Annotated in this window: 22 protein-coding genes and 1 tRNA gene; 10 read left to right on the forward strand and 13 right to left on the reverse strand. The window is 69.8% G+C overall.

Features of this window, described 5'->3' with window-relative positions; genetic code table 11:
- Window positions 1–69: 69 nt before the first annotated feature.
- From G7B71_RS05805 to G7B71_RS05820, 4 genes are all read right to left on the reverse strand, one after another.
- Window positions 70–1,329 carry a tetratricopeptide repeat protein gene (locus G7B71_RS05805; protein ID WP_166038815.1) on the reverse strand — a complete coding sequence of 420 codons (1,260 nt, stop codon included), beginning with the start codon at window positions 1,327–1,329 and terminating at the stop codon, window positions 70–72.
- A complete protein-coding gene (locus G7B71_RS05810; RefSeq protein WP_166038817.1) occupies window positions 1,311–2,000 on the reverse strand; it encodes a DUF4331 domain-containing protein in 690 nt (229 codons plus the stop codon). Before G7B71_RS05810 ends, G7B71_RS05805 begins: the two co-directional genes overlap by 19 nt.
- Window positions 2,000–2,659: a DUF4331 family protein gene (locus tag G7B71_RS05815; protein WP_166038819.1), complete on the reverse strand. Its 660-nt coding sequence runs from the start codon at window positions 2,657–2,659 to the stop codon at window positions 2,000–2,002. Before G7B71_RS05815 ends, G7B71_RS05810 begins: the two co-directional genes overlap by 1 nt.
- A 136-nt stretch (window positions 2,660–2,795) precedes the next feature.
- Window positions 2,796–4,019, reverse strand: coding sequence for an alpha/beta fold hydrolase (locus tag G7B71_RS05820; RefSeq protein WP_166038821.1), 1,224 nt, complete (start codon window positions 4,017–4,019; stop codon window positions 2,796–2,798).
- A 137-nt stretch (window positions 4,020–4,156) separates the two neighbouring features.
- Here G7B71_RS05820 and G7B71_RS05825 point away from each other — a divergent pair, with 137 nt between their 5' ends.
- The 3 genes from G7B71_RS05825 (at window position 4,157) to G7B71_RS05835 (ending at window position 6,366) form a co-directional block, all read left to right on the forward strand.
- Window positions 4,157–5,221 (forward strand): class I SAM-dependent methyltransferase, encoded by a 1,065-nt coding sequence (locus G7B71_RS05825; RefSeq protein ID WP_166038823.1) that lies wholly within the window; start codon window positions 4,157–4,159, stop codon window positions 5,219–5,221.
- A gap of 31 nt (window positions 5,222–5,252) precedes the next feature.
- Window positions 5,253–5,684 (forward strand): hypothetical protein, encoded by a 432-nt coding sequence (locus G7B71_RS05830; protein ID WP_166038824.1) that lies wholly within the window; start codon window positions 5,253–5,255, stop codon window positions 5,682–5,684.
- A gap of 85 nt (window positions 5,685–5,769) precedes the next feature.
- Entirely contained in the window at window positions 5,770–6,366 is a 597-nt protein-coding gene (locus G7B71_RS05835; protein WP_243406123.1) for an rRNA large subunit pseudouridine synthase E, read from the forward strand.
- 198 nt (window positions 6,367–6,564) lie between these two features.
- Here the strand turns inward: G7B71_RS05835 and G7B71_RS05840 are convergent, their stop codons facing one another.
- The 5 genes from G7B71_RS05840 to G7B71_RS05860 form a co-directional block, all read right to left on the reverse strand.
- Complete coding sequence (locus G7B71_RS05840) at window positions 6,565–7,203, reverse strand: hypothetical protein (protein ID WP_166038826.1); 639 nt, start codon at window positions 7,201–7,203, stop codon at window positions 6,565–6,567.
- Between the two features lie 21 nt (window positions 7,204–7,224).
- Window positions 7,225–7,932, reverse strand: coding sequence for a hypothetical protein (locus tag G7B71_RS05845; protein WP_166038828.1), 708 nt, complete (start codon window positions 7,930–7,932; stop codon window positions 7,225–7,227).
- The gene (locus tag G7B71_RS05850; RefSeq protein ID WP_166038831.1) at window positions 7,919–8,461 is read right to left on the reverse strand and encodes a hypothetical protein; all 543 of its coding nucleotides are present in this window, start codon (window positions 8,459–8,461) and stop codon (window positions 7,919–7,921) included. Before G7B71_RS05850 ends, G7B71_RS05845 begins: the two co-directional genes overlap by 14 nt.
- 161 nt (window positions 8,462–8,622) lie before the next feature.
- Complete coding sequence (locus tag G7B71_RS05855; RefSeq protein ID WP_166038833.1) at window positions 8,623–9,378, reverse strand: D-Ala-D-Ala carboxypeptidase family metallohydrolase; 756 nt, start codon at window positions 9,376–9,378, stop codon at window positions 8,623–8,625.
- A 63-nt stretch (window positions 9,379–9,441) separates the two neighbouring features.
- Window positions 9,442–10,221: a D-Ala-D-Ala carboxypeptidase family metallohydrolase gene (locus G7B71_RS05860; RefSeq protein WP_166038834.1), complete on the reverse strand. Its 780-nt coding sequence runs from the start codon at window positions 10,219–10,221 to the stop codon at window positions 9,442–9,444.
- Between the two features lie 96 nt (window positions 10,222–10,317).
- Between G7B71_RS05860 and G7B71_RS05865 the strand changes: the two genes are divergently transcribed.
- The 5 genes from G7B71_RS05865 (at window position 10,318) to G7B71_RS05885 (ending at window position 13,789) form a co-directional block, all read left to right on the forward strand.
- The gene (locus G7B71_RS05865; protein ID WP_166038836.1) at window positions 10,318–11,292 is read left to right on the forward strand and encodes a cytochrome D1 domain-containing protein; all 975 of its coding nucleotides are present in this window, start codon (window positions 10,318–10,320) and stop codon (window positions 11,290–11,292) included.
- Between the two features lie 10 nt (window positions 11,293–11,302).
- Window positions 11,303–11,623 carry a polyhydroxyalkanoic acid system family protein gene (locus G7B71_RS05870; RefSeq protein ID WP_166038838.1) on the forward strand — a complete coding sequence of 107 codons (321 nt, stop codon included), beginning with the start codon at window positions 11,303–11,305 and terminating at the stop codon, window positions 11,621–11,623.
- Window positions 11,624–11,692: 69 nt separating this feature from the next.
- Complete coding sequence (locus G7B71_RS05875) at window positions 11,693–13,012, forward strand: FAD-dependent oxidoreductase (RefSeq protein ID WP_166038840.1); 1,320 nt, start codon at window positions 11,693–11,695, stop codon at window positions 13,010–13,012.
- 16 nt (window positions 13,013–13,028) lie between these two features.
- Window positions 13,029–13,598, forward strand: coding sequence for a hypothetical protein (locus G7B71_RS05880; RefSeq protein ID WP_166038842.1), 570 nt, complete (start codon window positions 13,029–13,031; stop codon window positions 13,596–13,598).
- Window positions 13,599–13,712: 114 nt separating this feature from the next.
- Window positions 13,713–13,789, forward strand: a tRNA-Pro gene (locus G7B71_RS05885).
- 35 nt (window positions 13,790–13,824) lie between these two features.
- Here G7B71_RS05885 and G7B71_RS05890 read toward each other — a convergent pair.
- Window positions 13,825–14,010: a hypothetical protein gene (locus G7B71_RS05890; protein WP_207774724.1), complete on the reverse strand. Its 186-nt coding sequence runs from the start codon at window positions 14,008–14,010 to the stop codon at window positions 13,825–13,827.
- A 66-nt stretch (window positions 14,011–14,076) separates the two neighbouring features.
- Complete coding sequence (sdhA, locus tag G7B71_RS05895; RefSeq protein WP_166038844.1) at window positions 14,077–15,879, reverse strand: succinate dehydrogenase flavoprotein subunit; 1,803 nt, start codon at window positions 15,877–15,879, stop codon at window positions 14,077–14,079.
- Window positions 15,880–16,140: 261 nt separating this feature from the next.
- On the opposite strand from sdhA, the gene G7B71_RS05900 reads away from it, so the two are divergent.
- Window positions 16,141–17,724 carry a PAS domain-containing sensor histidine kinase gene (locus tag G7B71_RS05900; RefSeq protein ID WP_166038846.1) on the forward strand — a complete coding sequence of 528 codons (1,584 nt, stop codon included), beginning with the start codon at window positions 16,141–16,143 and terminating at the stop codon, window positions 17,722–17,724.
- Window positions 17,725–17,742: 18 nt separating this feature from the next.
- On the opposite strand, the gene sdhD is transcribed toward G7B71_RS05900, so the two are convergent.
- Window positions 17,743–18,132, reverse strand: a complete 390-nt coding sequence (gene sdhD / locus G7B71_RS05905) for a succinate dehydrogenase, hydrophobic membrane anchor protein (RefSeq protein ID WP_166038848.1) — start codon at window positions 18,130–18,132, stop codon at window positions 17,743–17,745.
- The gene (gene sdhC, locus G7B71_RS05910) at window positions 18,129–18,527 is read right to left on the reverse strand and encodes a succinate dehydrogenase, cytochrome b556 subunit (RefSeq protein WP_166038851.1); all 399 of its coding nucleotides are present in this window, start codon (window positions 18,525–18,527) and stop codon (window positions 18,129–18,131) included. The genes sdhD and sdhC overlap by 4 nt, the downstream gene beginning before the upstream one ends.
- A gap of 166 nt (window positions 18,528–18,693) precedes the next feature.
- On the opposite strand from sdhC, the gene G7B71_RS05915 reads away from it, so the two are divergent.
- A complete protein-coding gene (locus tag G7B71_RS05915; RefSeq protein WP_166038853.1) occupies window positions 18,694–20,037 on the forward strand; it encodes a methyl-accepting chemotaxis protein in 1,344 nt (447 codons plus the stop codon).
- Window positions 20,038–20,041 lie beyond the last annotated feature (4 nt).

A 20,041-nucleotide genomic window follows, 5' to 3' on the forward strand; every position in this document is an offset into this window, starting at 1 on the left:
TCGTCTTGTTGCAGCAACGTCACGATTCCAGTCGGCCTAGTAATGCACCCGCTTCCACTTGCGCCCCGGTCATCGGGCCGACCGGGCGGCGGCGAGGCGGTGGACGAGGCGATCGGTATCGCGGGTGCGCCAGCCGCTGGCGAGGACCCGCTCGATGACGGCGCGCGCCTCGGCGGGGCGGCCGGATTCGGCGAGGGCCCGGGCGAGCTTCTCGCCGGCTTCGCCATAGGGCCGGGCGGCGAAGTTGCGCCGGGCCAGCGCGAGCGCGCAGCCGGGGCGGGCGAAGGCGAGGCAATGGTCGACGGCGTGGCCGAAGGCCGCCTCCGGGAACTGGCGGAGGCGGCGCTCCCAGATGGCCGCACTCTGGCGGCGAAGGGTCTCGGCCTCGGCGCCGGCGCCGCGGGCTCGCAGCAGGGCGCCGAGCGCGTCCATGAACTCCGGGCTGCCGGTGCGGCGGATGACGTCGCGGTAGAGGCGCTCGGCCTGCGCGGTGTCGCCGAGCAACGCGGTCGCCTCGGCGACATGCTCGTCGACCAGCCACCAGCCGGGGAAGAGCACGCCGGCGGCGCGGAAATGGGCGATGGCCCCGCGGGTGCGGCCGGCGTCGAGGTCGAGGATTCCGCGCTGGAGCTCGACATTGGCGCGGCCGTGGCGGTCGGCGGCGGCCAGCCTTTGTTCGTGGAGGCCGAAATGGCGCTCGGCGAGGTCTGCGCGGCCCATCTTGGAATGGAAGATGGCGCGGCGGAAATGGGCGATTCCGGGCTCGAGCGAGTCGGCTTCGTCGTAGCGGCGAAGGGCCCCCGCATAGTCGCCGCGATAGAAAGCGATGTCGCCGCGCATGGCGGCGATTTCGGCGCGCTCGCCGGGATCGGGCGGGACGGCGTAGCGGTCGATCGCGGCGAGCGCCTGCTCGGCGGGGCCGAGGCGGTGAAGCGCCAGGTCGAGGACGGCCTGGCTGAGATGGGGGCCGGCGCCCGGCGGGGCGTGGGCGAAGGCGCGGCCCAGCGCCTGCTCGGCGGTCGCATAGTCGTCATAGGAGCCGGTCAGCCGAGCCCGGGCGAGCGCGGCGCGGGCATATTGCTCCTCGACCAGCCATTCGCCGGGGCGCTCCCCTGCCCGCTCGCGGCGTTCGGCCAGGGCGGAATCGTGCTGGGCGAGGAGCTGGCCGTAGCTTCGTGCGGGGCCGGTCGCGGGCGGGGCGGTCGCGGTGGAAGGCGGCGCCGGCTGGGGCAGGCGGTCGATCGCGACGATCGCGGCGAGGGCGATGGCGGCGACCGCCAGCGCGCGCACCGCGGCGGCCGGCCCCGACGTCAGATGGGCTGAGCGCACATCGTCAGCCCCGCCGCCCGGAAGTCGTCCGCCAGGGCGTTGGTCAGCGTGGTCAGCTGGCTGCGGATCTCCGGCACCCATTTGAAGGTCATCGATCCCGGCGGGGCGGACAGGTCCTGTGGCGGGCTGTCGTCATTATAGGGAATTTTCGAAGCACTTCCGATCAGCGCGGTGGCGATGGCGGGCATGCCCATGCGGTCGACCCGCGTGTAGGCGGACTCGGGATCGGTCCGGAAATCGAAATTGCTGCCGCCGAGCGACGGGCGCTGGCCGCCGAAGGCCGGCGCGAGCCACGGGAAGGAGGCTGGCAGAGCGACGTCGTTGCCGCCCGGATTGACCGGGATGTTGTGGAAGGTGTCGACCGAGTGGCGGCTGAAATCGAGGAAGATCAGAGCGAGCGTTCGGTCGATCACCGGGTCGGCGGGGGTTCGGCCGTTGGGGAAGGAGGCCGGCCGCGCGGTGTTGATGGTCAGCACGTCGGGAATGACGAGGAACGCGAGGTTCTGCCCCGGCGCGACGAACTGGAGAAGGCACGGAGTCACGTCGAAACTGGCGGCGGCCGGCGGCGGCGGAGGCGGAGGCGGCGGGTTGCCGCCCGCAATCCCGCCGCCGTCGCAGCCGGCAACGGCGAGAAGGAGCAGGGCGACGGCGGCGGCGAGCGGCCGCGCCATCACAGATTGCCCCCGAAGCGCGACGCCGCCGACCAGACGTGGATCAGCCGGGGCTGGGCCTGGATCAGCGCGCGGGGGATCTGGATCACCACGCCGGTGTCGTTCTGGCCTGCGAAGAAGTCGCGCTGGTTGTTGAAGCGCAAGGTTCCCATCGACCGCGTCTCGCGGAAGCCCTGGAGATCGAAGTAGAAGGGGTCGTCGAACAGGCCGGCGCGGACCAGCATGCCGTTGACGGCGAGAGTCTCCTCGACCGGTCCCTCGACCGACGCGCCGCCCGGCAGGCCGGTGACCTGAACGCCGGGGCGGTTGCCGTCATGCCCGAAGCGGATCCGGATCGGCACCTCGGTCGTCTCGGGGATCCCGTCATTGGAGATGTTGATCTCGTAGAGGACGTCGCGGTCGTAGGTGCCGGCCTGGTCGGCGGGATTGGGGCCCGCGAAGGTGAGCGCGACGATGACGTCGGTGGCGGTATGCCACGCATAGACGTCGGCGATGTCGGCGGGGCGGTCCGGGATCTGGTCGAAGGCCGGATCGGTTCGGGTCGGCGCGTCGAGATGGTCCGCGGCGGCGATCTCGCGATGGCTGATCGAAGCCAGTCCGAGGATCGCCGCGCCGAGCGCGACGGCGGCTGCGAATTGGCGGCTGATGGCACTCGACATAACGTCAAGCTCCCCCTGCTGTCGCGAGCGCAGACTATCACGGGGGCGGTCGGCGCGAAAGCGGGCGCGGTCCGGCCACGGCCCGCCCAGCCATTCGATCCGCTGGTGCAGAAGGCGCCGTGGGCCGCCCAGGCAATCAGCGGCGAAGGAACCTCCGCATCGCGGTCAGGAAATGCGGCCAGGCCGGTTCGTGCTCCAGGAGCACATGGTTGGCACTGTCGAGCTCCACGAAGGTGGCTCCGGGGATGCCGTCGGCGAGCTCCCGGCCCGCCTCGAACGCGATCACATGGTCGTTGCGCGCGTGAGCAACCAGGGTCGGCACGGTCACCCTGGCGAGCAGTCCGGTCACGTCGATGGTACCGAGCACACGCTGGAGCCGGACCGCATTGGCGGGCGTGGCCGACACCTTCTGAAGCTCGTTCCACCAGTCGAGCTGCTCGGGCGTGCCGCCCGGGATGTAGAGGCCGGTGAACATCTGGCGGTAGGCGGGAACGTCGCTTCCCCAGCCGGTCTGGGTGAGGGTCACCATCGCCTCCCGCCGCGCCAGATCCTCGCCCTTCAGGCGAAGCGCCCAGCCGCGGGCATAGCCGCCGAGAAGCACCATTCGGCGGATCCGGCCCGGGTGGCGAAGCGAATAGGCGATGGCGACGGGCGCGCCCTGCGAGATGCCGAGCAGGTCGAACTCGGCGAGGCCCGCCGCCTCGACGACGCTCTCGAGATCGTCGACGAAGCTGTCGAAGGACAGCTCGGTCGGATCCCAGTCCGACAGGCCGTTGCCGCGCTCGTCATAGCGGATCAGACGATTGTCGCGCATCAGCTCCCTGAGCCAGTGCCGCCAGACCGGACTCTCCCAATCAAATTCCAGATGGTTGAGCCAGTTGGCCGTCTTCACCAGCGGAAAGCCGGCGCCGACCGAAGACCAGGCGAGGCGTGTCCCGTCGCGCGCCGTGCAATGATGCACCTGCTGGCGTGGGAGCGCCTCGGGAGAGCGGGATGAGCGCGCCTGCCGCCGCCACGTCGCCGGCGCCTGGCCGTAGGCGCGCCGGAATGCCCGGCTGAACGCCTCCTCGCTTCCGAAGCCGACGGCATAGGCGACCTCGCCCGCCTTGCGGTCGCCATCGCGAAGCATGATCGCGGCCTGGCGAAGCCGCCAGCGGCCGCAATAATGCATCGGCGGCTCGCCGATCAGCCTGGCGAAGCGCTCACCGAGGACGCTGCGCGAGACGCCGGCCTCGCGAGCGAGCGTTGCCGTGTCCAGCTTCTCGGCGAAGCGGGAGTGGATCAGATGGAGGGCGCGCGACACCGCGGGGTCGCTCGAGTGAGCGGGCGGGTCGTCAAGCGCCCTCGCGGTCGTCTCCATGTGGATCGCTCCATCTGGCCTAGTGGAGACAGCTAGCAGATCGCCGGCGTTTCGATCAATTTTTCCGGGCATGCGGTCATTGGCCGCGGCTGCCTTCCGGCCGACCATGCCGGCTCATCCAGACGGGAGACGGTGCGATGGCAGAGGTGAACGCGCAGGCGCTCGACGCGCTGGTCGGCAAGATGCTCGGCGATCTCGGCGGCGCGTTCAGCGTGCCGACGGTCCGCATCGGCTTCCGGCTCGGCCTGTTCCGGTCGCTCCACGCCGACGGTCCGGCGACCGCCGGCGAGCTGGCGGCGCGCCTCGGCCTTGCCGAGCGCTACGTTCGGGAATGGGCGATGGCGCAGGCCGCCAACGGCTACGTCACCCTGGATCCGTCGGACGGCCGCTTCAGCCTGTCTCCAGAGCAGGCGATGGTGTTCGCGGTCGAGGACAGCCCGCTCTACCTCGCCGGCGCCTTCGATCTCGCGGCCTCGATGATCGAGGGCGAGCCGAAGGTGGAGGCGGGCTTCAGGACCGGGGCGGGAGTGACATGGGGCGAATCCTCCGGCTGCCTGTTCTGCGCGGTCGGCGCCTTCTTCCGGCCCGGCTACGTCAACGGGATCGTGCAGTCGTGGCTGCCCGCGATCGACGGCATGGTGCCGCGCCTCGAAGCCGGAGCGACGGTCGCCGACATCGGCTGCGGCGTCGGCTTCTCGACCTTGCTGATGGCCAAGGCTTTCCCCAACAGCCGCTTCGTCGGCTACGATTTCCACGAGCCGTCGATCGATCAGGCGAACGCCCACGCCGCGGCGCACGGGCTTGGCGACAGGGTCCGCTTCGAGGCGGTCCCCGCCAAGGACATTGGCGACACCGAATTCGACCTCATCACCATGTTCGATTGCCTTCACGACATGGGCGATCCGCGCGGCTGCGCGCGCCACATGCGCTCGCTGCTCAAGGATGACGGCGTGTGGATGATCGTCGAGCCGATCGCCGGGGACTCGCCGGCCGACAATGTCGGCAACCCGGTGAGCCGCCTGTTCTACAACGCGTCGACGATGATCTGCGTGCCGACCTCGCTTGCGCAGGAAGTGGGCGAGGCACTGGGCGCCCAGGCCGGCGAGGCGAGACTGACCGAGGTGCTCGCCGGGGCGGGGTTCGGGCAGGTGCGGCGCGCAACCGAGGGACCGTTCAACATGGTGCTCGAGGCGCGGTGCTGAGCGGAACGAAGCCGAAGAAGGGGAGTGGAAGATGCATTACGAAGCGCGCTGGTCCCGCCCGGTCCATCTGGGCCTTGCCGCGGCAAGCCTGGCCCTGTCCGTGCTCGGACTCGCGGCAGCCGGCGTGATCCCGACCGGGAGCGACGCTCAGCCGGCGGTCGGCTGGTCGATCGTCGCGGCCTGCGTCGGAGCAGCGGCGGTGTTCCTGATGCGCGCGCTGAACCGTGCGCCCCAGGTGCGCGCCGACGAGCGCGGCATCTGGACGAGGAAGCTGGGCGACGATCCGGTGCCGTGGCGGGACATAAGCGGCGTGTCGACGATGAACTCGGGTCTCCAGCAGATCGTGCGGTTCCAGCGGTCCGGCTCGAACCGCGCCTTCGGAATCAACACGACCTTCTACGATCGGCGGCTGCGCCACCTGCTCGCCACGATCCGGCAGTTCCGCCCCGACCTTCGTCTTTGATCGGCGAACCGACCTGTAGACGCCGGCCATCGCCGATGGCACGGGGACCTCGTTGATCGTCCCGGCGGCGAGCGAAGAGGCAGAGGTGCGCAGGAAGGCCGAGCACTCGCGGAGGGAAGAGCGAGCCGCTCCGGCGGGGCCGCGGCTGATCCTGTTCAACAAGCCTTATGGCGTGCTTCCGCAATTCACCGATGAGGGCGCCGGGCCGTCACGGTCGACGCTGGCCGATTATGTCGACGTTCCGGGCGTCTATGCGGCGGGACGGCTGGACCGCGACAGCGAGGGGCTTCTGCTGCTGACCGGCGACGGGCGGCTGCAGGCGCGGATCGCCGACCCCAGGTTCAAGATGACGAAGACCTATCTGGTCCAGGTCGAGGGCGAGCCGGACGAGGGGGCGCTGGCGGCGCTTCGGCGGGGCGTGAAGCTGAAGGACGGAATGACCCGGCCGGCGGAGGTCGAGCGGATCGAGCCGCCGGCCTTGTGGCCGCGCGACCCGCCGGTGCGGTTCCGCAAGAGCGTGCCCGACAGCTGGCTCCGGCTGACCCTCCGCGAGGGGCGCAACCGCCAGGTTCGGCGGATGACCGCGGCGGTTGGGTTCCCCACGCTGAGGCTGGTGCGGTGGAGCGTCGGCGAATGGAGCCTGGACGGGCTGGCGCCGGGCGAATGGCGGGCGGCGGACTAGGGTTCGCACTCGCAACTCCCACGCGCCCTCTCCCCGGCGGGGAGAGGATTACGGAGCCTTGGCGGCTCTGCCGCCTAGGCGGAGTTGGTGAGGGGGTTCGGGGTTTGAGGATAATCGTCGAGTCCGAGCCCCCTCACCCAACCCTCTCCCCGCTGGGGAGAGGGCTTTTCGGGCAGGCTAGCCCGATTGATAAGGACCCTAGTCGCCGGACCGAGCCTCCGCGGCTGGCAGGTTCGTCACGTTGTAGCGCCTGAGGCCCGCGTCGCTGAGCCAGCAAATTCCGGGCGCGGGCGTGTCGAGCTGGAGGCGCAGAAGCCCGCGGCTGATGCCGGCGCGGATATAATAATCGGCGCGCTCCTCGGCCCAGCGCGCGGCGGCATTCTCGCGCTCGGCCTGGGTCTGGGCGGACGAAGGGTCGGACAAGGGCACGGCAGTGACGCCGAGGCGGCCGCCCTCGTCGACCTCGCGAGCGACTCCGCCGAGGAACGCCTCGGCGCAGGCGCCGACGCAGCGCGCGCCCGGCGGGATGCGGGTGAAGGCGCGGCGGGCGCGGAGCTCGCGGCCGATCAGTAGCGCCTCGCGGACGTCGCCGCCGGGCGAATCGAACCAGATCTCGTCGGGGTCGGAATCAAGCAGAGGCGCGAGCCGCGCGGCGGCGCCGACGTCGATCGTGCCCTCGGCGCGGAGCACGGCCAGCGGCCCGCGCTCCTCGACGGTGAAGCGCATCGGCTGGCGGCTGGCATCCGCGGCCGCAGGAGTGGTGTCGGCGAGGCAGTCGTCCGGCTCCGCGGCGGCGGGGGAAGCGGCCAGGGCCAGAAGCAGGAGCATCGGCCGCATCACTTCCCCCTTCCCCGCCGGTCAGCCTTCGCGGTGGCCGACATTGTAGCGGATGATCTCGTCCTGGCTGAGGCAGCGGCGCGTCTCGCGGTCCGGCCCGGCGGGGACCGCGCGCACCTGGTACATGATGTCGGTCAACAGGTTGCGCGACACGCCCATGCGGATGAGGAAATCGTTGTCCTCGGTGGCGAGCAGGGCCGAGGCCTGCTCGATCTCGCCGACGATGCCGGCGGTCTGCTCGCCGCCGCGGGCAAGGTCCTGGCGCACCGCGCTGCCCTGGCCGACATGAGTGAACATGTGGACCATGAACAGGCCGCCCGGGTCAACGAAGCGGACGCCGCCGCCCATGAACATGAAATTGCAGGCCGAGAAGCAGGCCCAGCCCGCGGGGATGCGGGTCGGATATCCGGCCTGACGGATGATGAAGCCGGCCTGGGTCCCGGCGCGGGCGTCGCCGCCCGGCGAGCGCAGCCAGATCTCGTCGAACTGATCCTCATATTCGGCGAGGGCAGCCTCCAGCCGGGTCGGCGTCTGCTGGTCAATCCGGCCTTCCGCCTTGAGCACTCGGACTCCGTTGATGACCTCGTAGGTGAAGGTCATCGACGGGATGTTCGACCAATCGGGATTGGCCGGGCAGGTCGGGTTGGCCGGGTCGCGGGCCTGAGCCGTCGCCTGTCCGCAGGTCAAGGCGGCGGCGACAAGGCCCGCGAGCAGCTTAGACGCGCGCATAGCGGGTCGAGGGCGGCGTGCGGCACATGCGCTTGGGCATCGACGTCTCCTCGCCGTCGATGATGACGATGTCGGTGACGGTCATGCAGCGCTGGCCGCCCTGGCCCTGGCCGGGATTGTCGACCGCGGTGACGGTCGAGCGGCCGCGAACGCCGGGACGGGTGTCGCTGGTCCATTCGGAGGTCGTGCCGACTCCGCCGCGCTCGGCGCGGGTGGTGACCTCCTCGGTCGCCTGCGCCGCCTTCTGCTGCTCGCAGGTGTCGAGCAGGTTCATCAGCGCGTCGGTGAGCAAAGTCTGGACCGGAAGCACGGAGCTGATCGTGCTGGTCACGCGGTTCGATCCCAGCAGGCCGCCGGCAACCGCGCCGCCGATCCCGCCGAGAATGTTGCGCCGGGTCTGGCGCGCCGGCGTTTGCTGGCACGTCTGCGCATTGGCCTGCGCCGCCGCCACGGAAGCGACGGCCGGCAGCGGCGTCGCAAGGCTGCCCATAACCAGGGCCGAAATCAGCACGATACGCGACATGAGCATGTCTCCCCTCTTGCCCGTCCCTGCGTCTTACTCCGTTGCCGGACCGAGGTGAAGCCATTGCGACGAAAGCGAAACCGTCAACGACGAACAGGGCCGTCCTCCACCGGAGAGCGGCCTTGCAAGGGGATCGTTTCGGTGGCTGCCGACGCAGCCGGGACGGCTCAGGCGCCGGTCACGCAGGGGCTCGTCGCGCCGCGACCGTTGGGCCCCCAGCGACGGAAGCCGTTCGAGTCGACGTGAAAGCGCACCCCCGAATAGAAGCCGAGGCCGGCCTCGTAGGTGCGGCCGTCGCGGGCATGGGCGGCGCAGACGCCGCGAACCAGGTCGCGGCGGCTGACCGAGGCCGAGACCGGCACCAGGTCGAGCGCGAAGAAGTGGCGGTGGGCCGAGGCGGGCGCGCCGTTGGAGCAGCGATTGAGTTCGGGATTGCGATAGCCCGAGACGGGCTGGACCGGACCGACCGCGGGGACGACGTCGCGCTTCACGAACTGAAGCGTCTTGACGATATTGTCCCACTTGTCGCGCGGGGCGACCTCGAAACCGGCGGCGCCGCACTGGCGGAAGGACGACGACGTCCGCACCAGCTGCCATACCGGAACGACGTCGCCGACGCCGTTGGCATTGAGGTGGTTCTGGAACTCGGTCAGCGCGTCGCGATTGGCCGGCGAGCGGGCGAGCCATGCGGCGAAATCGGCGCGCGACTGGCCGGGCGTGATCTCGGGGCCGTTGTCCTGCGCGAAGCCGTCGATTCGGACCGGCACCGCGGCGGTCGCCGCGGACGCGGTCGCGCTGGTCAGCTGCGCCTGGGCGATGCCGCCCGCCGGCTGCGCTTGCGCGACCGGAGCGGTGGCCGTGGCCGGAGCCAGAGTGAGCGAGAGCGCCGCCGCAACCGCGGCCCCAACCGTGAATTTTTGCATGCGCTTGATATAGTTGGCTTTTCGCGGGTGTGACCCCCGCCGTTCGCAATTCACCCCGGCAGGCTATCGATTCATCGCAGATCGGCCCGGAGGCGGCGGATTCGATGGAACTTCCTGCGGAGTCGGCGAAACCGGTGGCAAAATGACCGGAGGCTGAACCGGAAGCGGCGCCGGCAGGGGAGCCGGCAAAGGCGGCGCCAGCGGGTCCTCGCCGCGCTCGATCACCGCGCAGGGGGACTCATTTCCCATCGGTCCGGCCGAGCCCCAGCGGCGGAAGCTGCGCGTGTCGATGTGGAAGCGGGTGAAGGCATAGAAGCCGAGCCCGACGCCGGCGGCCTGCCCCTTGCGGCGGTGGACCCGGCACATGCGGTCAAAGATCTGGCGGCGGTCGAGCGGCTTTAACGGAACCAGGTCGAGCGCGCTGTAATCGCGGTGGGCGCTGCCCGCCGAGCCGCGCGCGCAAAGGTTGAGGCCGGGATTGCGGTAGCCGGACACCGCCTGGACCGGGCCGACCGCGGGCACGACATGGGCTTGCACGAAGCGCAGGGTCGCGGCGACATTCTCCCAATATTTGCGCGGCGGCACCTGGAAGGGCGGGCCGTTGCACTCGCGCCACATCGTCGCGGTGCGCAGAAGCTGCCAGGTCGGCAGGACGGCGTGGACCTGTTTGCGCCGAAGCCAGGCCTCGAAGGCGCGCACCTCTGTGGCGACGTGCGGCTTGGCGGCGAGGAAGGCATGGTAGGCCGCCTCGCTCTGCCCCTCGGTGGGCAACTCCTGAGCGGCCGCCGGCGCGGCGCAGGCGGCGAGCAGGATCGTCGCGAGGAGTAGCCGCAGGCGGAACATCCGCCCCGGCATAACCGAGAAGCCGCGATTGCCAATGGGGTGGTTGCGGCGAAGGTCCGCTGTGTTAATGTCGTCACACACCAGCCGGAGTGACCCATGAAGCTGCTGATCCTCGCCGCCGCCCTCCTCGCCCAGAGCGACGCGCCCGCGCCGAGCGACGCGGCCGGGACCCTGCTGGTCGGCAACAAGGGCGAGGACAGCGTCAGCTTCATCGATCTCGCCACGGGGCGCGAGCTCGGCCGAGCCGCGACCGGGCGGATGCCTCACGAGATCGCCATCTCGCCCGACGGGCGGCAGGCCGCGGTGGTGTCCTACGGGGCGCAGTCGATCGACATTTTCGACATCGCCACACGGGAGCGGCTGCGGGTCATCGACCTCGCCCCCAATCAGGGGCCGCACGGAATCGCCTGGCTGCCCGACGGGCGGATCGTGGCGACGACCGAGCGCAGCCAGTCGCTGACCGTCGTCGACACGCGGCGGGGCGACGCGGTGACCGCGATTTCGACCGGGCAGCGCGGCACCCACATGGTCGCGGTCGCGCCCGACTTCCGCCGCGCCTTCACCGCCAACATCGCCGACGGCACGGTGAGCGTGCTCGACCTCGCCAGCGGCACCAAGCTGCGCGACATCGCGGTCGGCGGCAGCCCGGAAGGGATCGCGCTGACTCCGGACGGGCGCACCTTGTGGGTCGGCGACCTGCGCGGCGCGCGCGTGCAGGCGTTCGACGCCGCCAGCTTCGAGCGGGTCGCCGAGGTCGCGACCGGGCCGGTGCCGATCCGGGTGCTGGCGAGCCCGGACGGGCGCTGGATCGTCACCTCCAATCTCGGCTGCGGCTGCCTCACCGTCATCGACGCCGCCACCCGCGCGGCGGTGCGCACCGTTCCCGTGAGCGGCGAGGAGCAGGCGCGGCAGGTCACGATATTGTTCTCGGCCGACGGACACCGGCTCTATGCTGCCGAGACCGGGCGCAACCAGATCGCCGAGATCGACATGGCGAGCGGAACGGTGCTTCGCCGCCTCGCCGCCGGGCAGGACGGCGACGGCCTCGCCATCGCGCCGGCGCACCGCTAGAGCCGAACCTATGACCCCACTTTCCGTCGACCTTCCCCACAATCTCGGCCGCGCCGAGGCCCGGCGCCGGATCGAGAACGGCACCGGCAGCCTCGGCCGGCACCTGCCCGCGGGCGCCACCGTCGAGAGCGGCTGGACCGGCGACAAGCTCAACCTCGCCATCGGCCTGATGGGCCAGGACGTTCGCGCCGCGGTCGACGTCCAGGAGACGCTCGTGCGCGTCGAGATCGTGCTTCCGCCGGCGCTCGGCTTCTTCCGCCCGCTGATCGAGGCCGGCATCCGCAAGGGCGGCGAGCAGATGCTCGAGGACAAATCCAAGACCAAGAGCTGACGCGGCGCCTTTGCGCCCCGGCCCGCGCCCGCTAAGCATCACCAACGAGTGGAGCGGCGGGAGTCCTCAATGCGTCATGTCGCGGTGATCGGGTCTGGGCCGGCCGGCTATTACAGCGCCGAGGCGCTGCAGAAGATCTACGGCGCGGACGTCCATGTCGACGTCATCGACCGGATGCCCGTCCCCTACGGCCTGATCCGCTTCGGAGTCGCGCCCGACCACCAGTCGATCAAGGCGGTGTACAAGCGCTACGAGAAGGTCGCGCTGAGCGACAATGTCCGCTTCGTCGGCAACGTCACGGTCGGCAAGGACGTCGCGATCGACGAGCTCCAGCAACTCTACGACGCGGTCATCCTGGCGACCGGGGCGCCGAACGACCGGCCGGTCGGGATCCCCGGCGACGACCTGCCCGGAGTGGTCGGATCGGCGGCCTTCGTCGGCTGGTATAACGGCCATCCCGACTTCGTCGGGCTCGCGCCGAGGCTCGACACGCCCGGCGCGGTGGTGATCGGCAACGGCAATGTCGCGCTCGACGTCGCCCGGATCCTGTCGAAGACCGCGCACGAGTTCGAGGGCTCCGACATCGTCGCGGGCGCGCTGGACGCTCTGCAGGCTTCGGCGATCCGCGACATCCATGTGCTGGGCCGGCGCGGGCCGCACCAGATCGCGATGACCCCGAAGGAATTGGGCGAGCTCGGCCATCTCGAGCGGGCGGCGCCGCGAGTCGATCCCGCCGACTTGCCGCCGGTCGAGGACGACGCCGCGCTCGATCCGGGGCTGCGCAAGTCGGTCACCATATTGCGCGATTTCGCCGCCAACCCGCCCGTCGGCGACAAGCCCAAGACGATCGACTTCGACTTCTTCGCCAAGCCGGTGCGCATCGAAGGCGACGGCAAGGTCGAGCGGGTGATCGTCGAGCGCACCAAGCTCGACGAGTCCGGCCGCGCCGTCGGCACCGGCGAGACCTATGCGGTCGAGTGCGGCCTGGTGGTCAGCTGCATCGGCTACCGAACGCCGCCGATCGACGGCGTCCCCTATGATGAAGATCACGGCCGCTTCGCCAATGACGAGGGGCGGATCGGCGACGGTCTCTATTGCGTCGGCTGGGCGCGGCGCGGGCCTACGGGCACGATCGGCACCAACCGGCCCGACGGCTTCGCAATCGCCGACCTCATCCATGCCGATTTCGGCACCGCGCTCAGCCGCAAGTCGGGCCGGCCGGGCCTCGACCGGCTGCTCGACGAGCGGCAGGTCGACATCGTCACCTTCCGCGACTGGCAGAAGATCGAGGCGGCCGAGGCCGAGCGCGCCCGCGACGGATCGCCGCGCGAGAAATTCACGTATGTCGAGGAAATGTTGCGGCAGCTCGGAATCGGCCGCACGACGTAATCGAGGGGAGATCGCCATGTCACACAACTTCACCAGCCGGCTGCGCCGCTTCGGCGCGGGCACCGCCGCCATCCTGCTGATCGCCGGCGCGGCCGCCTGCGGCGGCGGTTCCGAAAGCGCCGAGCGCGGCGACGGCAAGATGAAGTCGATGCTCGGCGGCGGCAACGACAGCCGAGACCGGAGCGGCGAGCGCAGCACTGACGAGCGCCGCAACGGCGAGCGCGGCAATGGCGAGCGCTCGGGCGGCGAGAATGGCGGCTCCACCGTCCGCATGGGATCGGACAGCGAGCGCGCGGGCGCCGACAATTTCGACCGGCGGGTGCGCATCGTCAACAATAGCGGCCAGACGATCAGCTTCCTGCGCGGCTCGCCGACCAGCGACCAGAATTGGGGCGCCGACCGCATCCCCACCCTGACCCTGTCGGCCGGCCAGTCGACCATCGTCGACTTCAACGACAATAATGGCGAGTGCCGCTACGACCTCCAGGCGCAGTTCGCCGACGGCTCGACCCGCGAGCAGCGCGACGTCAACATCTGCCAGGTGTCGGAGTGGATCGTCACCGACGACGGAAGCTCGGCGAGATAGTCGGGAAAAGCGTGGTCAGGGGGCTTTCGGGCGCTTGAACTCCCCGAACTCGGCCCCTATAGACCCGCCTCTGCCTCCGCCGGCCCGGTCTCGACCGGGCCCGGATTGATCGGTCGGGGAGTAGCTCAGCCTGGTAGAGCACTGTCTTCGGGAGGCAGGGGCCGGAGGTTCGAATCCTCTCTCCCCGACCAAATTCTTATTCAGCCGCTAGTTTCGCCGACGCGCCTCATCGCGGGGGCGGCGGCGCGCGCGGCGGCGTGACCCGCCAGATCGTGTTGGAAAGCTCGTCGGCGACGATCAGCGCGCCGCGCGGGTCAGGCGTGACGCCGACCGGGCGGCCGCGGGCCCTGCCGTCCTCGCCCAGAAGAAAGCGGTAACCAAGTCGACTGGCGGGCGGGCCGGGCGGCGCCATCCTCGTCGCCTTCGGATATCAAGCGCGCGCTGAACCGGGCGCCCGACGCCCGGCCCGCGCGCCGCCTCAGTACACGCGGGCCTTGGGCTTGATGTACTCGGCCTCGTCGGTGAGCGTGTAGTCGTGGACCGGGCGGTAGTCGATCTTGACGCCGCCGCCGGTGCCGCCCCAGCCGTCGAACCACACGATCGAGTGCTTCATCCAGTCGGCGTCGTTCCGGTCGGGATAGTCCTCGTGCATGTGGGCGCCGCGGCTCTCCTTGCGGTTGGCGGCGCTGTACATGGTGGTGACGGCCTGGCTGATCAGATTGTCGAGCTCGAGAGTCTCGACGAGATCGGTATTCCAGATCAGCGAGCGGTCGGTGACCTGGATGTCCTCCATCCGCTTGTAGACCGCGTCGATCTTGCCCTTGCCCTCCTCGAGCGTCTGCTCGGTGCGGAACACCGCGCAGTCGGACTGCATGGTGCGCTGCATCTGGTCGCGGACCTCGGCGGTCGGGCTGCCGCCCTTGGCGAAGCGGAAATGGTCGAGGCGATTGAGCGCCAGGGCGTCGCTGTCCTTGGGCAACGACGGTGCCGCGGTGCCGGGCTTCAGGATCTCGCCGAGGCGGTGGCCGGCGGCGCGGCCGAACACGACCAGGTCGATGAGGCTGTTGGAGCCGAGGCGGTTGGCGCCGTGGACCGACACGCAGGCCGCCTCGCCGACCGCGAACAGACCGGGCACAACCGAGTCCGGATTGCCGTCCTTCAGCGTCACGACCTCGCCATGATAATTGGTCGGGATGCCGCCCATATTATAGTGGACGGTCGGAACGACAGGCAGCGGCTGGCGGGTGAGGTCGACGTTCGCGAACACCTTGCCGGTCTCGGTGATGCCGGGGAGGCGCTCGGCCAGGATGTTCTCGGGGATGTGGTCGAGGTGGAGGAAGATGTGGTCCTTGTTGGGACCGACTCCGCGGCCCTCGCGGATCTCCATCGCCATCGAGCGCGACACGACGTCGCGTGACGCCAGATCCTTCGCCGACGGGGCGTAGCGCTCCATGAAGCGCTCGCCTTCGGAGTTGGTGAGGTAGCCGCCCTCGCCGCGCGCGCCCTCGGTGATCAGCACGCCCGCGCCGTAGATGCCGGTCGGGTGGAATTGGACGAACTCGAGGTCCTGGAGCGGAAGGCCGGCGCGGAGCACCATCGCATTGCCGTCGCCGGTGCAGGTGTGCGCCGAGGTCGCCGAGAAATAGGCGCGGCCGTAGCCGCCGGTCGCGAGCACAACGGCATGGCTGCGGAAGCGGTGGACGGTGCCGTCCTCCATGCACAAAGCGACGACGCCGACGCAGCGGCCGTTGTCCATGATCAGGTCGAGCGCGAAATATTCGATGAAGAAGTCGGCGTCGTAGCGCAGGCTCTGCTGGTAGAGCGCGTGAAGCATGGCGTGGCCGGTGCGGTCGGCGGCGGCGCAGGTGCGCTGAACGGGCGGGCCGGCGCCCATATTCTGCATGTGGCCACCGAACGGCCGCTGGTAGATCTTGCCCTCGCTCGTGCGGCTGAACGGAACGCCGGCATGCTCCAGCTCATAGACCGCGGCCGGAGCCTCGCGGACCATATATTCGATCGCGTCCTGGTCGCCGAGCCAGTCGGAGCCCTTGACGGTGTCGTACATGTGCCAGGTCCAGTGGTCCGGGCCCATGTTGCCGAGCGAGGCGGCGATCCCGCCCTGCGCTGCGACGGTGTGGCTTCGGGTCGGGAACACCTTGGTGATGCAGGCGGTCTTCAGCCCCTTCTCGGCCGCGCCCATGGTCGCGCGAAGGCCCGAGCCGCCGGCGCCGACGACGACGACGTCGTAGCTGTGGTCGATCCGCTGATAGGCTTCAGCCATTATGCCGCGCTCCCGCCGACGACAGGGGCGTGCGGCCGGTGCCCGAATGGACGATGCATCGAGCCTGCCCCCATGAACCTGCCCCGGCGCGTTGCCCCGCCGAGCCTCCTGATGTCGCCGCTTTTAGGCGGAACGCGGCTCGTTGCAAGGGCGGGCTGAGAGGCGAGGCCCGTGTCCCGAAATCGATCCGCACCCGTAACATAAGTTGCAAATCCCCGTTGCCGGGCGGCCCGCGCTTCTGGCATCCAAGCACTTCTATTCATGGAGAATGTCACGCCGCACGGCCTCTCTTTCCTGGACCATGGCGGCGAGATGGGCCGGGAGATCCGCGTCCATGACTGGTCGTCGTCGCCCTTGGGGCCGCTGGCGGCATGGCCGCAGTCGCTACGCACCGCGGTCGGCATGCTGGTCAACAATCAGGAGCCGAGGGCGCTGATCTGGGGGGCGGACCTCATCACCATCCACAACGATTCCTATCTGCGCTTCGTCCGCCCGCCGCTTCCACACGGCATCGGCGCAGCCTATCCCCAGGTCAGCCCGGACCTGTGGCCGGCGCTGTCGGCCCTGGTGGAGGAAGCGAGAGGGGGGCGCGGCACCTTCATTCCGGACCTACCGGTCAGGCGCGAAGGATCGGGCGAGACCGGCCACTTCATCTTCTGCTCGTCGCCGGTGTTCGACGAAGACGATTCCGTCGCCGGCGTGCAGATCACGCTGGTCGAGACCACCACCGCGGTCGAGAGCCAGCGCGAGATCGCGCGCGACCGCGACCGCCTGCGCGAACTGCTCGAACAGTCTCCGGGTTTCGCGGCCTTGCTCACCGGACCCAAGCACGAGATCGTGTTCGTCAACGAGGCGATGCGCCAATTGCTCGGCAACCGCGAGCTCGTCGGTCGCGCGGCCGCCGACGCCATTCCGGAGCTGGAGGGCGAGGGACTTGTCGCGGCGTTGGACGACGCCCGGCGCACCGGCGTCGCCCATTCCGAACGCGACCGGCGGGTCATGCTGGGATCGGGACCCGGGTCACCGGCCAACGAGCGGGTCATGGACTTCGTCTATCAGCCGGTGCGCACCGCCGACGGCACGGTCAGAAGCATCTTCGTCATAGGCTTCGACCGGACCGAGAAGGCGCGCGCCCAGGAACGGGTCGCGCTGCTCCAGAACGAGCTCATCCACCTGTCGCGGGTGAGCGCGATGGGAACGATGGCCTCGGTCCTCGCCCACGAGGTCAACCAGCCGATCATCGCCGCGGCCAATTTCGTGCGCGGCGCCCGTCACGCGCTCGATCGCAGGAACGACGTGCTCGCGCGGTCGGGGCTGGTGCAGGCGGACGAGAGCCTGATGCGTGCCGGCGCCACCATCGCGCGGATTCGCGCCACGGTATCGCAAAGCGAGATGCGCCGTCAGGAGAGCGATGTCGCCACGCTGGTCCGCGACGCGTGCAGCCTTGCGCTGATCGGCGGCGCGGACGCGGACATTGCCTTCGAATTCGACCTGCCGGACGGACTCACGGTCCTCGTCGACCGCACGCAGATCGAGCAGGTCATCCTCAACATCGTGCGCAATGCCAGCGAGGCCATGGCCGGCGCGGCGGAGCGCCGGCTGCGCATCGCCGCCGCGCGGGCGGGCAAGATGATCGAGACCCGGTTCTGCGACAGCGGCCCCGGAATCGACCCCGCCGTGCTCGACCGGCTGTTCGTGCCGTTCGTCACCTCGAAGAGCGAGGGGATGGGCATCGGCCTGCCGGTCAGCCGAACGATCATCGAGGCACATGGCGGCCAGCTGACCGCCGACAACGCCCCCGGGGGCGGCGCCGTCCTCCGCTTCACCTTGCCGGCCGCGCGCTGACCGCGCGGCGGCGGGCGGCTAGACCGGAGCCCCGGCCAGCGCGACCTTGAGGACGCAGAAGGCGGCGAGGGCCCCGCCGCCATAGACGAAGAAGGCGAGCAGGGTGATCCACAGCACCCGCTGGCTCTCCTCATGGGCGTAATCGTCGATCACTTCGCGAAGGCCGTGCTGGATGTGCCAGAAGGTCGTCACGACGAACAGCAGCATCGGCACCGCCGCGAGCGGATCGCGAAGCCATTCGGTGACGGTCGCATAGTCGACGGCGGGCAGCCGCAGAAGCGAGGCGACGAGCCACACCGAGAGGAGCAGAAGGGCGACGCTGTTGAGGCGAACCGCCCACCAATCCTGACCGCCATGGCCGGCCGGGCCGAGGCCGCGCACGCGGCTCAGAGGGGTTTCGATGCTCACAGCTGGTCTCCGAAGAGGATATAGGCCCAGAACAGGGCGGTCAGCAGCACCGGAACGATCGCGACGATCGTCGACCAGCGCTTGTTGGTATTGAGCTCGAAGCCGGCGCCGACGTCCATCACCAGGTGGCGGATGCCCGAGGCGAGGTGCTGAAGGAACGCCCAGGTCAGCCCGACGCCGACCACGATTCCGGTCCAGTGAGTCGCCCAGCCGACGAAATATTCGTAGGATTCGCGGCCGTCCGCGGCGGCCCAAAGCCACCACAGCAGCACGGCGCCGCCGACGATCGCCAGTCCCGCGCCGGTGATCCTGTGAAGGATCGACACCAGCATGTGCGGGCCCCAACGCCAGATCGTCAGATGCGGCGAGAGCGGCCGCGACGAAGGTGCGAGCATTTTGTCCGGGCCTCCCCTGTTGAACGCCCGCTTTTAGGCCGCTTGGCCTGTGTTGCAAGGGCGCGTCGCGGGCCGCCGCGCCGGCGCCTGCTTGGCTAAGATCATCTTAACCAGTGACCGCTTAAGGCTCCTTCCCGAAGCGAGACGCGAAGGGACGACGACCAGCATGCCTTCTGAAGTGGTGAACGAGGACGAAGTCCGGCTCAAGGGCCGCATCGAGATGTTCGATCCGTCGGGCGAACTGGCGGAGCGCTGCGCCGAGATCTGGCGGCACGTGTCGGGCGAGGCGGAAGCGATCGCCCGCGCCTATTGGTCTACATATGCCCGCTCGCCCGAGGTCAAGCAGCCGATCGGCGCCAAGAAGATGGACGAGCTGGTCCAGCGGCTCATCCCCTATCTCACCGCGCGCTACACGACGCTCGACGACCGTCGCTGGGTCGAGATGGCCGGCTCCTATGTCGAGGCGGCGAACGCCGCCGGCATCTCGCTGACCACGCTCTTCTCCGGAATCTGCGCGGCGTCGGACCAGACCCAGAAGGCGCTCGCCAAGGCGCTCGCCGGCGACTTCGCGACGCTCCACCAGCTCCAGGCGGCGCAGCATGCGACGACGATCCTCGAGCTCGACGTCTTCGCCGCCCATAACGACGCGATGCGGGTCAAGGCCGAGCGCACCCGCCGCGCCGCGCAGGGCTCCGAGTTCAACCAGGAAATCCTGTCGGTCATCGACCAGACCGCGTCGGGCAGCCGGCGCCTGCGCGGCCGCGCGTCGGAAGCGTCGACCGCGGCGCGCGGAATGCTCGGCAAGACCAGCGAAGTCGCCGCCGCCGCCGAGCAATCGGCCGTCGCGATGCGCGAGGCGGCGCAGACCGCAGCCGGCCTGATCATGGCGATCGAGGAAGCGCGCTCGGAAGTCGAGGTCGCGGCGGGCGTCGCCACCCGCGCCGGCGGCCAGGCCGACACCGCGGTGCAGGTTAGCAAGGCGCTGTCGGCCCATGTCGAGGCGATCGAATCGATCCTCGGCCTGATCCGCGACATTGCCGGCCAGACCAACCTTCTCGCGCTCAACGCCACCATCGAGGCGGCGCGTGCCGGCGACGCCGGCCGCGGCTTCGCGGTCGTCGCCCAGGAAGTGAAGAGCCTGGCCAGCCAGACCGCCCGGGCCACCGACGACATCGCCGCCAAGATCAACGCCATCCAGACCGCGACCAAGCAGACCGTCGAGGCAAACGATTCGATCCGTCACACGGTCGAGGAAGTGCAGACCAGCGCCGACCGGATCCGCAAGGCGATGGAGATGCAGGCGCAGACGGTGACGATGATCACCGCCGCAGTCGACGAGACCGCGCTCGCCGCCGATTCGATGTCGAGCACGATCGCCGCGATCCGCGCCGACACGGAGGGCGTCGCAAGCGAAATCGACGACGTCGAGAAGAATTTCGGCGAGGTCGACGAGCAGATGGCGCGCTTCAAGAACACCGCCAGCCGCTTCGTCCAGAGCTTCGCCGCCTGACGGC

The organism is Sphingosinicella sp. YJ22 (assembly GCF_011320075.1).
GTDB lineage: Bacteria > Pseudomonadota > Alphaproteobacteria > Sphingomonadales > Sphingomonadaceae > Allosphingosinicella.

What these genes read in the sequence shown, in the direction of transcription:
- G7B71_RS05860 (WP_166038834.1), bottom strand. Translation starts at nt 10,221, where the DNA reads ATGTTCCGCCTGCGGCTACTCCTCGCGACGATCCTGCTCGCCGCCTGC.
- G7B71_RS05850 (WP_166038831.1), bottom strand. Translation starts at nt 8,461, where the DNA reads ATGCTCATGTCGCGTATCGTGCTGATTTCGGCCCTGGTTATGGGCAGC.
- G7B71_RS05880 (WP_166038842.1), top strand. Translation starts at nt 13,029, where the DNA reads ATGTCACACAACTTCACCAGCCGGCTGCGCCGCTTCGGCGCGGGCACC.
- G7B71_RS05830 (WP_166038824.1), top strand. Translation starts at nt 5,253, where the DNA reads ATGCATTACGAAGCGCGCTGGTCCCGCCCGGTCCATCTGGGCCTTGCC.
- G7B71_RS05890 (WP_207774724.1), bottom strand. Translation starts at nt 14,010, where the DNA reads ATGGCGCCGCCCGGCCCGCCCGCCAGTCGACTTGGTTACCGCTTTCTT.
- G7B71_RS05845 (WP_166038828.1), bottom strand. Translation starts at nt 7,932, where the DNA reads ATGCGCGCGTCTAAGCTGCTCGCGGGCCTTGTCGCCGCCGCCTTGACC.
- G7B71_RS05870 (WP_166038838.1), top strand. Translation starts at nt 11,303, where the DNA reads ATGACCCCACTTTCCGTCGACCTTCCCCACAATCTCGGCCGCGCCGAG.
- G7B71_RS05825 (WP_166038823.1), top strand. Translation starts at nt 4,157, where the DNA reads ATGGCAGAGGTGAACGCGCAGGCGCTCGACGCGCTGGTCGGCAAGATG.
- sdhA (WP_166038844.1), bottom strand. Translation starts at nt 15,879, where the DNA reads ATGGCTGAAGCCTATCAGCGGATCGACCACAGCTACGACGTCGTCGTC.
- G7B71_RS05900 (WP_166038846.1), top strand. Translation starts at nt 16,141, where the DNA reads ATGGAGAATGTCACGCCGCACGGCCTCTCTTTCCTGGACCATGGCGGC.
- G7B71_RS05865 (WP_166038836.1), top strand. Translation starts at nt 10,318, where the DNA reads ATGAAGCTGCTGATCCTCGCCGCCGCCCTCCTCGCCCAGAGCGACGCG.
- G7B71_RS05855 (WP_166038833.1), bottom strand. Translation starts at nt 9,378, where the DNA reads ATGCAAAAATTCACGGTTGGGGCCGCGGTTGCGGCGGCGCTCTCGCTC.
- sdhC (WP_166038851.1), bottom strand. Translation starts at nt 18,527, where the DNA reads ATGCTCGCACCTTCGTCGCGGCCGCTCTCGCCGCATCTGACGATCTGG.
- G7B71_RS05820 (WP_166038821.1), bottom strand. Translation starts at nt 4,019, where the DNA reads ATGGAGACGACCGCGAGGGCGCTTGACGACCCGCCCGCTCACTCGAGC.
- G7B71_RS05810 (WP_166038817.1), bottom strand. Translation starts at nt 2,000, where the DNA reads ATGGCGCGGCCGCTCGCCGCCGCCGTCGCCCTGCTCCTTCTCGCCGTT.
- G7B71_RS05840 (WP_166038826.1), bottom strand. Translation starts at nt 7,203, where the DNA reads ATGCGGCCGATGCTCCTGCTTCTGGCCCTGGCCGCTTCCCCCGCCGCC.
- G7B71_RS05815 (WP_166038819.1), bottom strand. Translation starts at nt 2,659, where the DNA reads ATGTCGAGTGCCATCAGCCGCCAATTCGCAGCCGCCGTCGCGCTCGGC.
- G7B71_RS05875 (WP_166038840.1), top strand. Translation starts at nt 11,693, where the DNA reads ATGCGTCATGTCGCGGTGATCGGGTCTGGGCCGGCCGGCTATTACAGC.
- G7B71_RS05915 (WP_166038853.1), top strand. Translation starts at nt 18,694, where the DNA reads ATGCCTTCTGAAGTGGTGAACGAGGACGAAGTCCGGCTCAAGGGCCGC.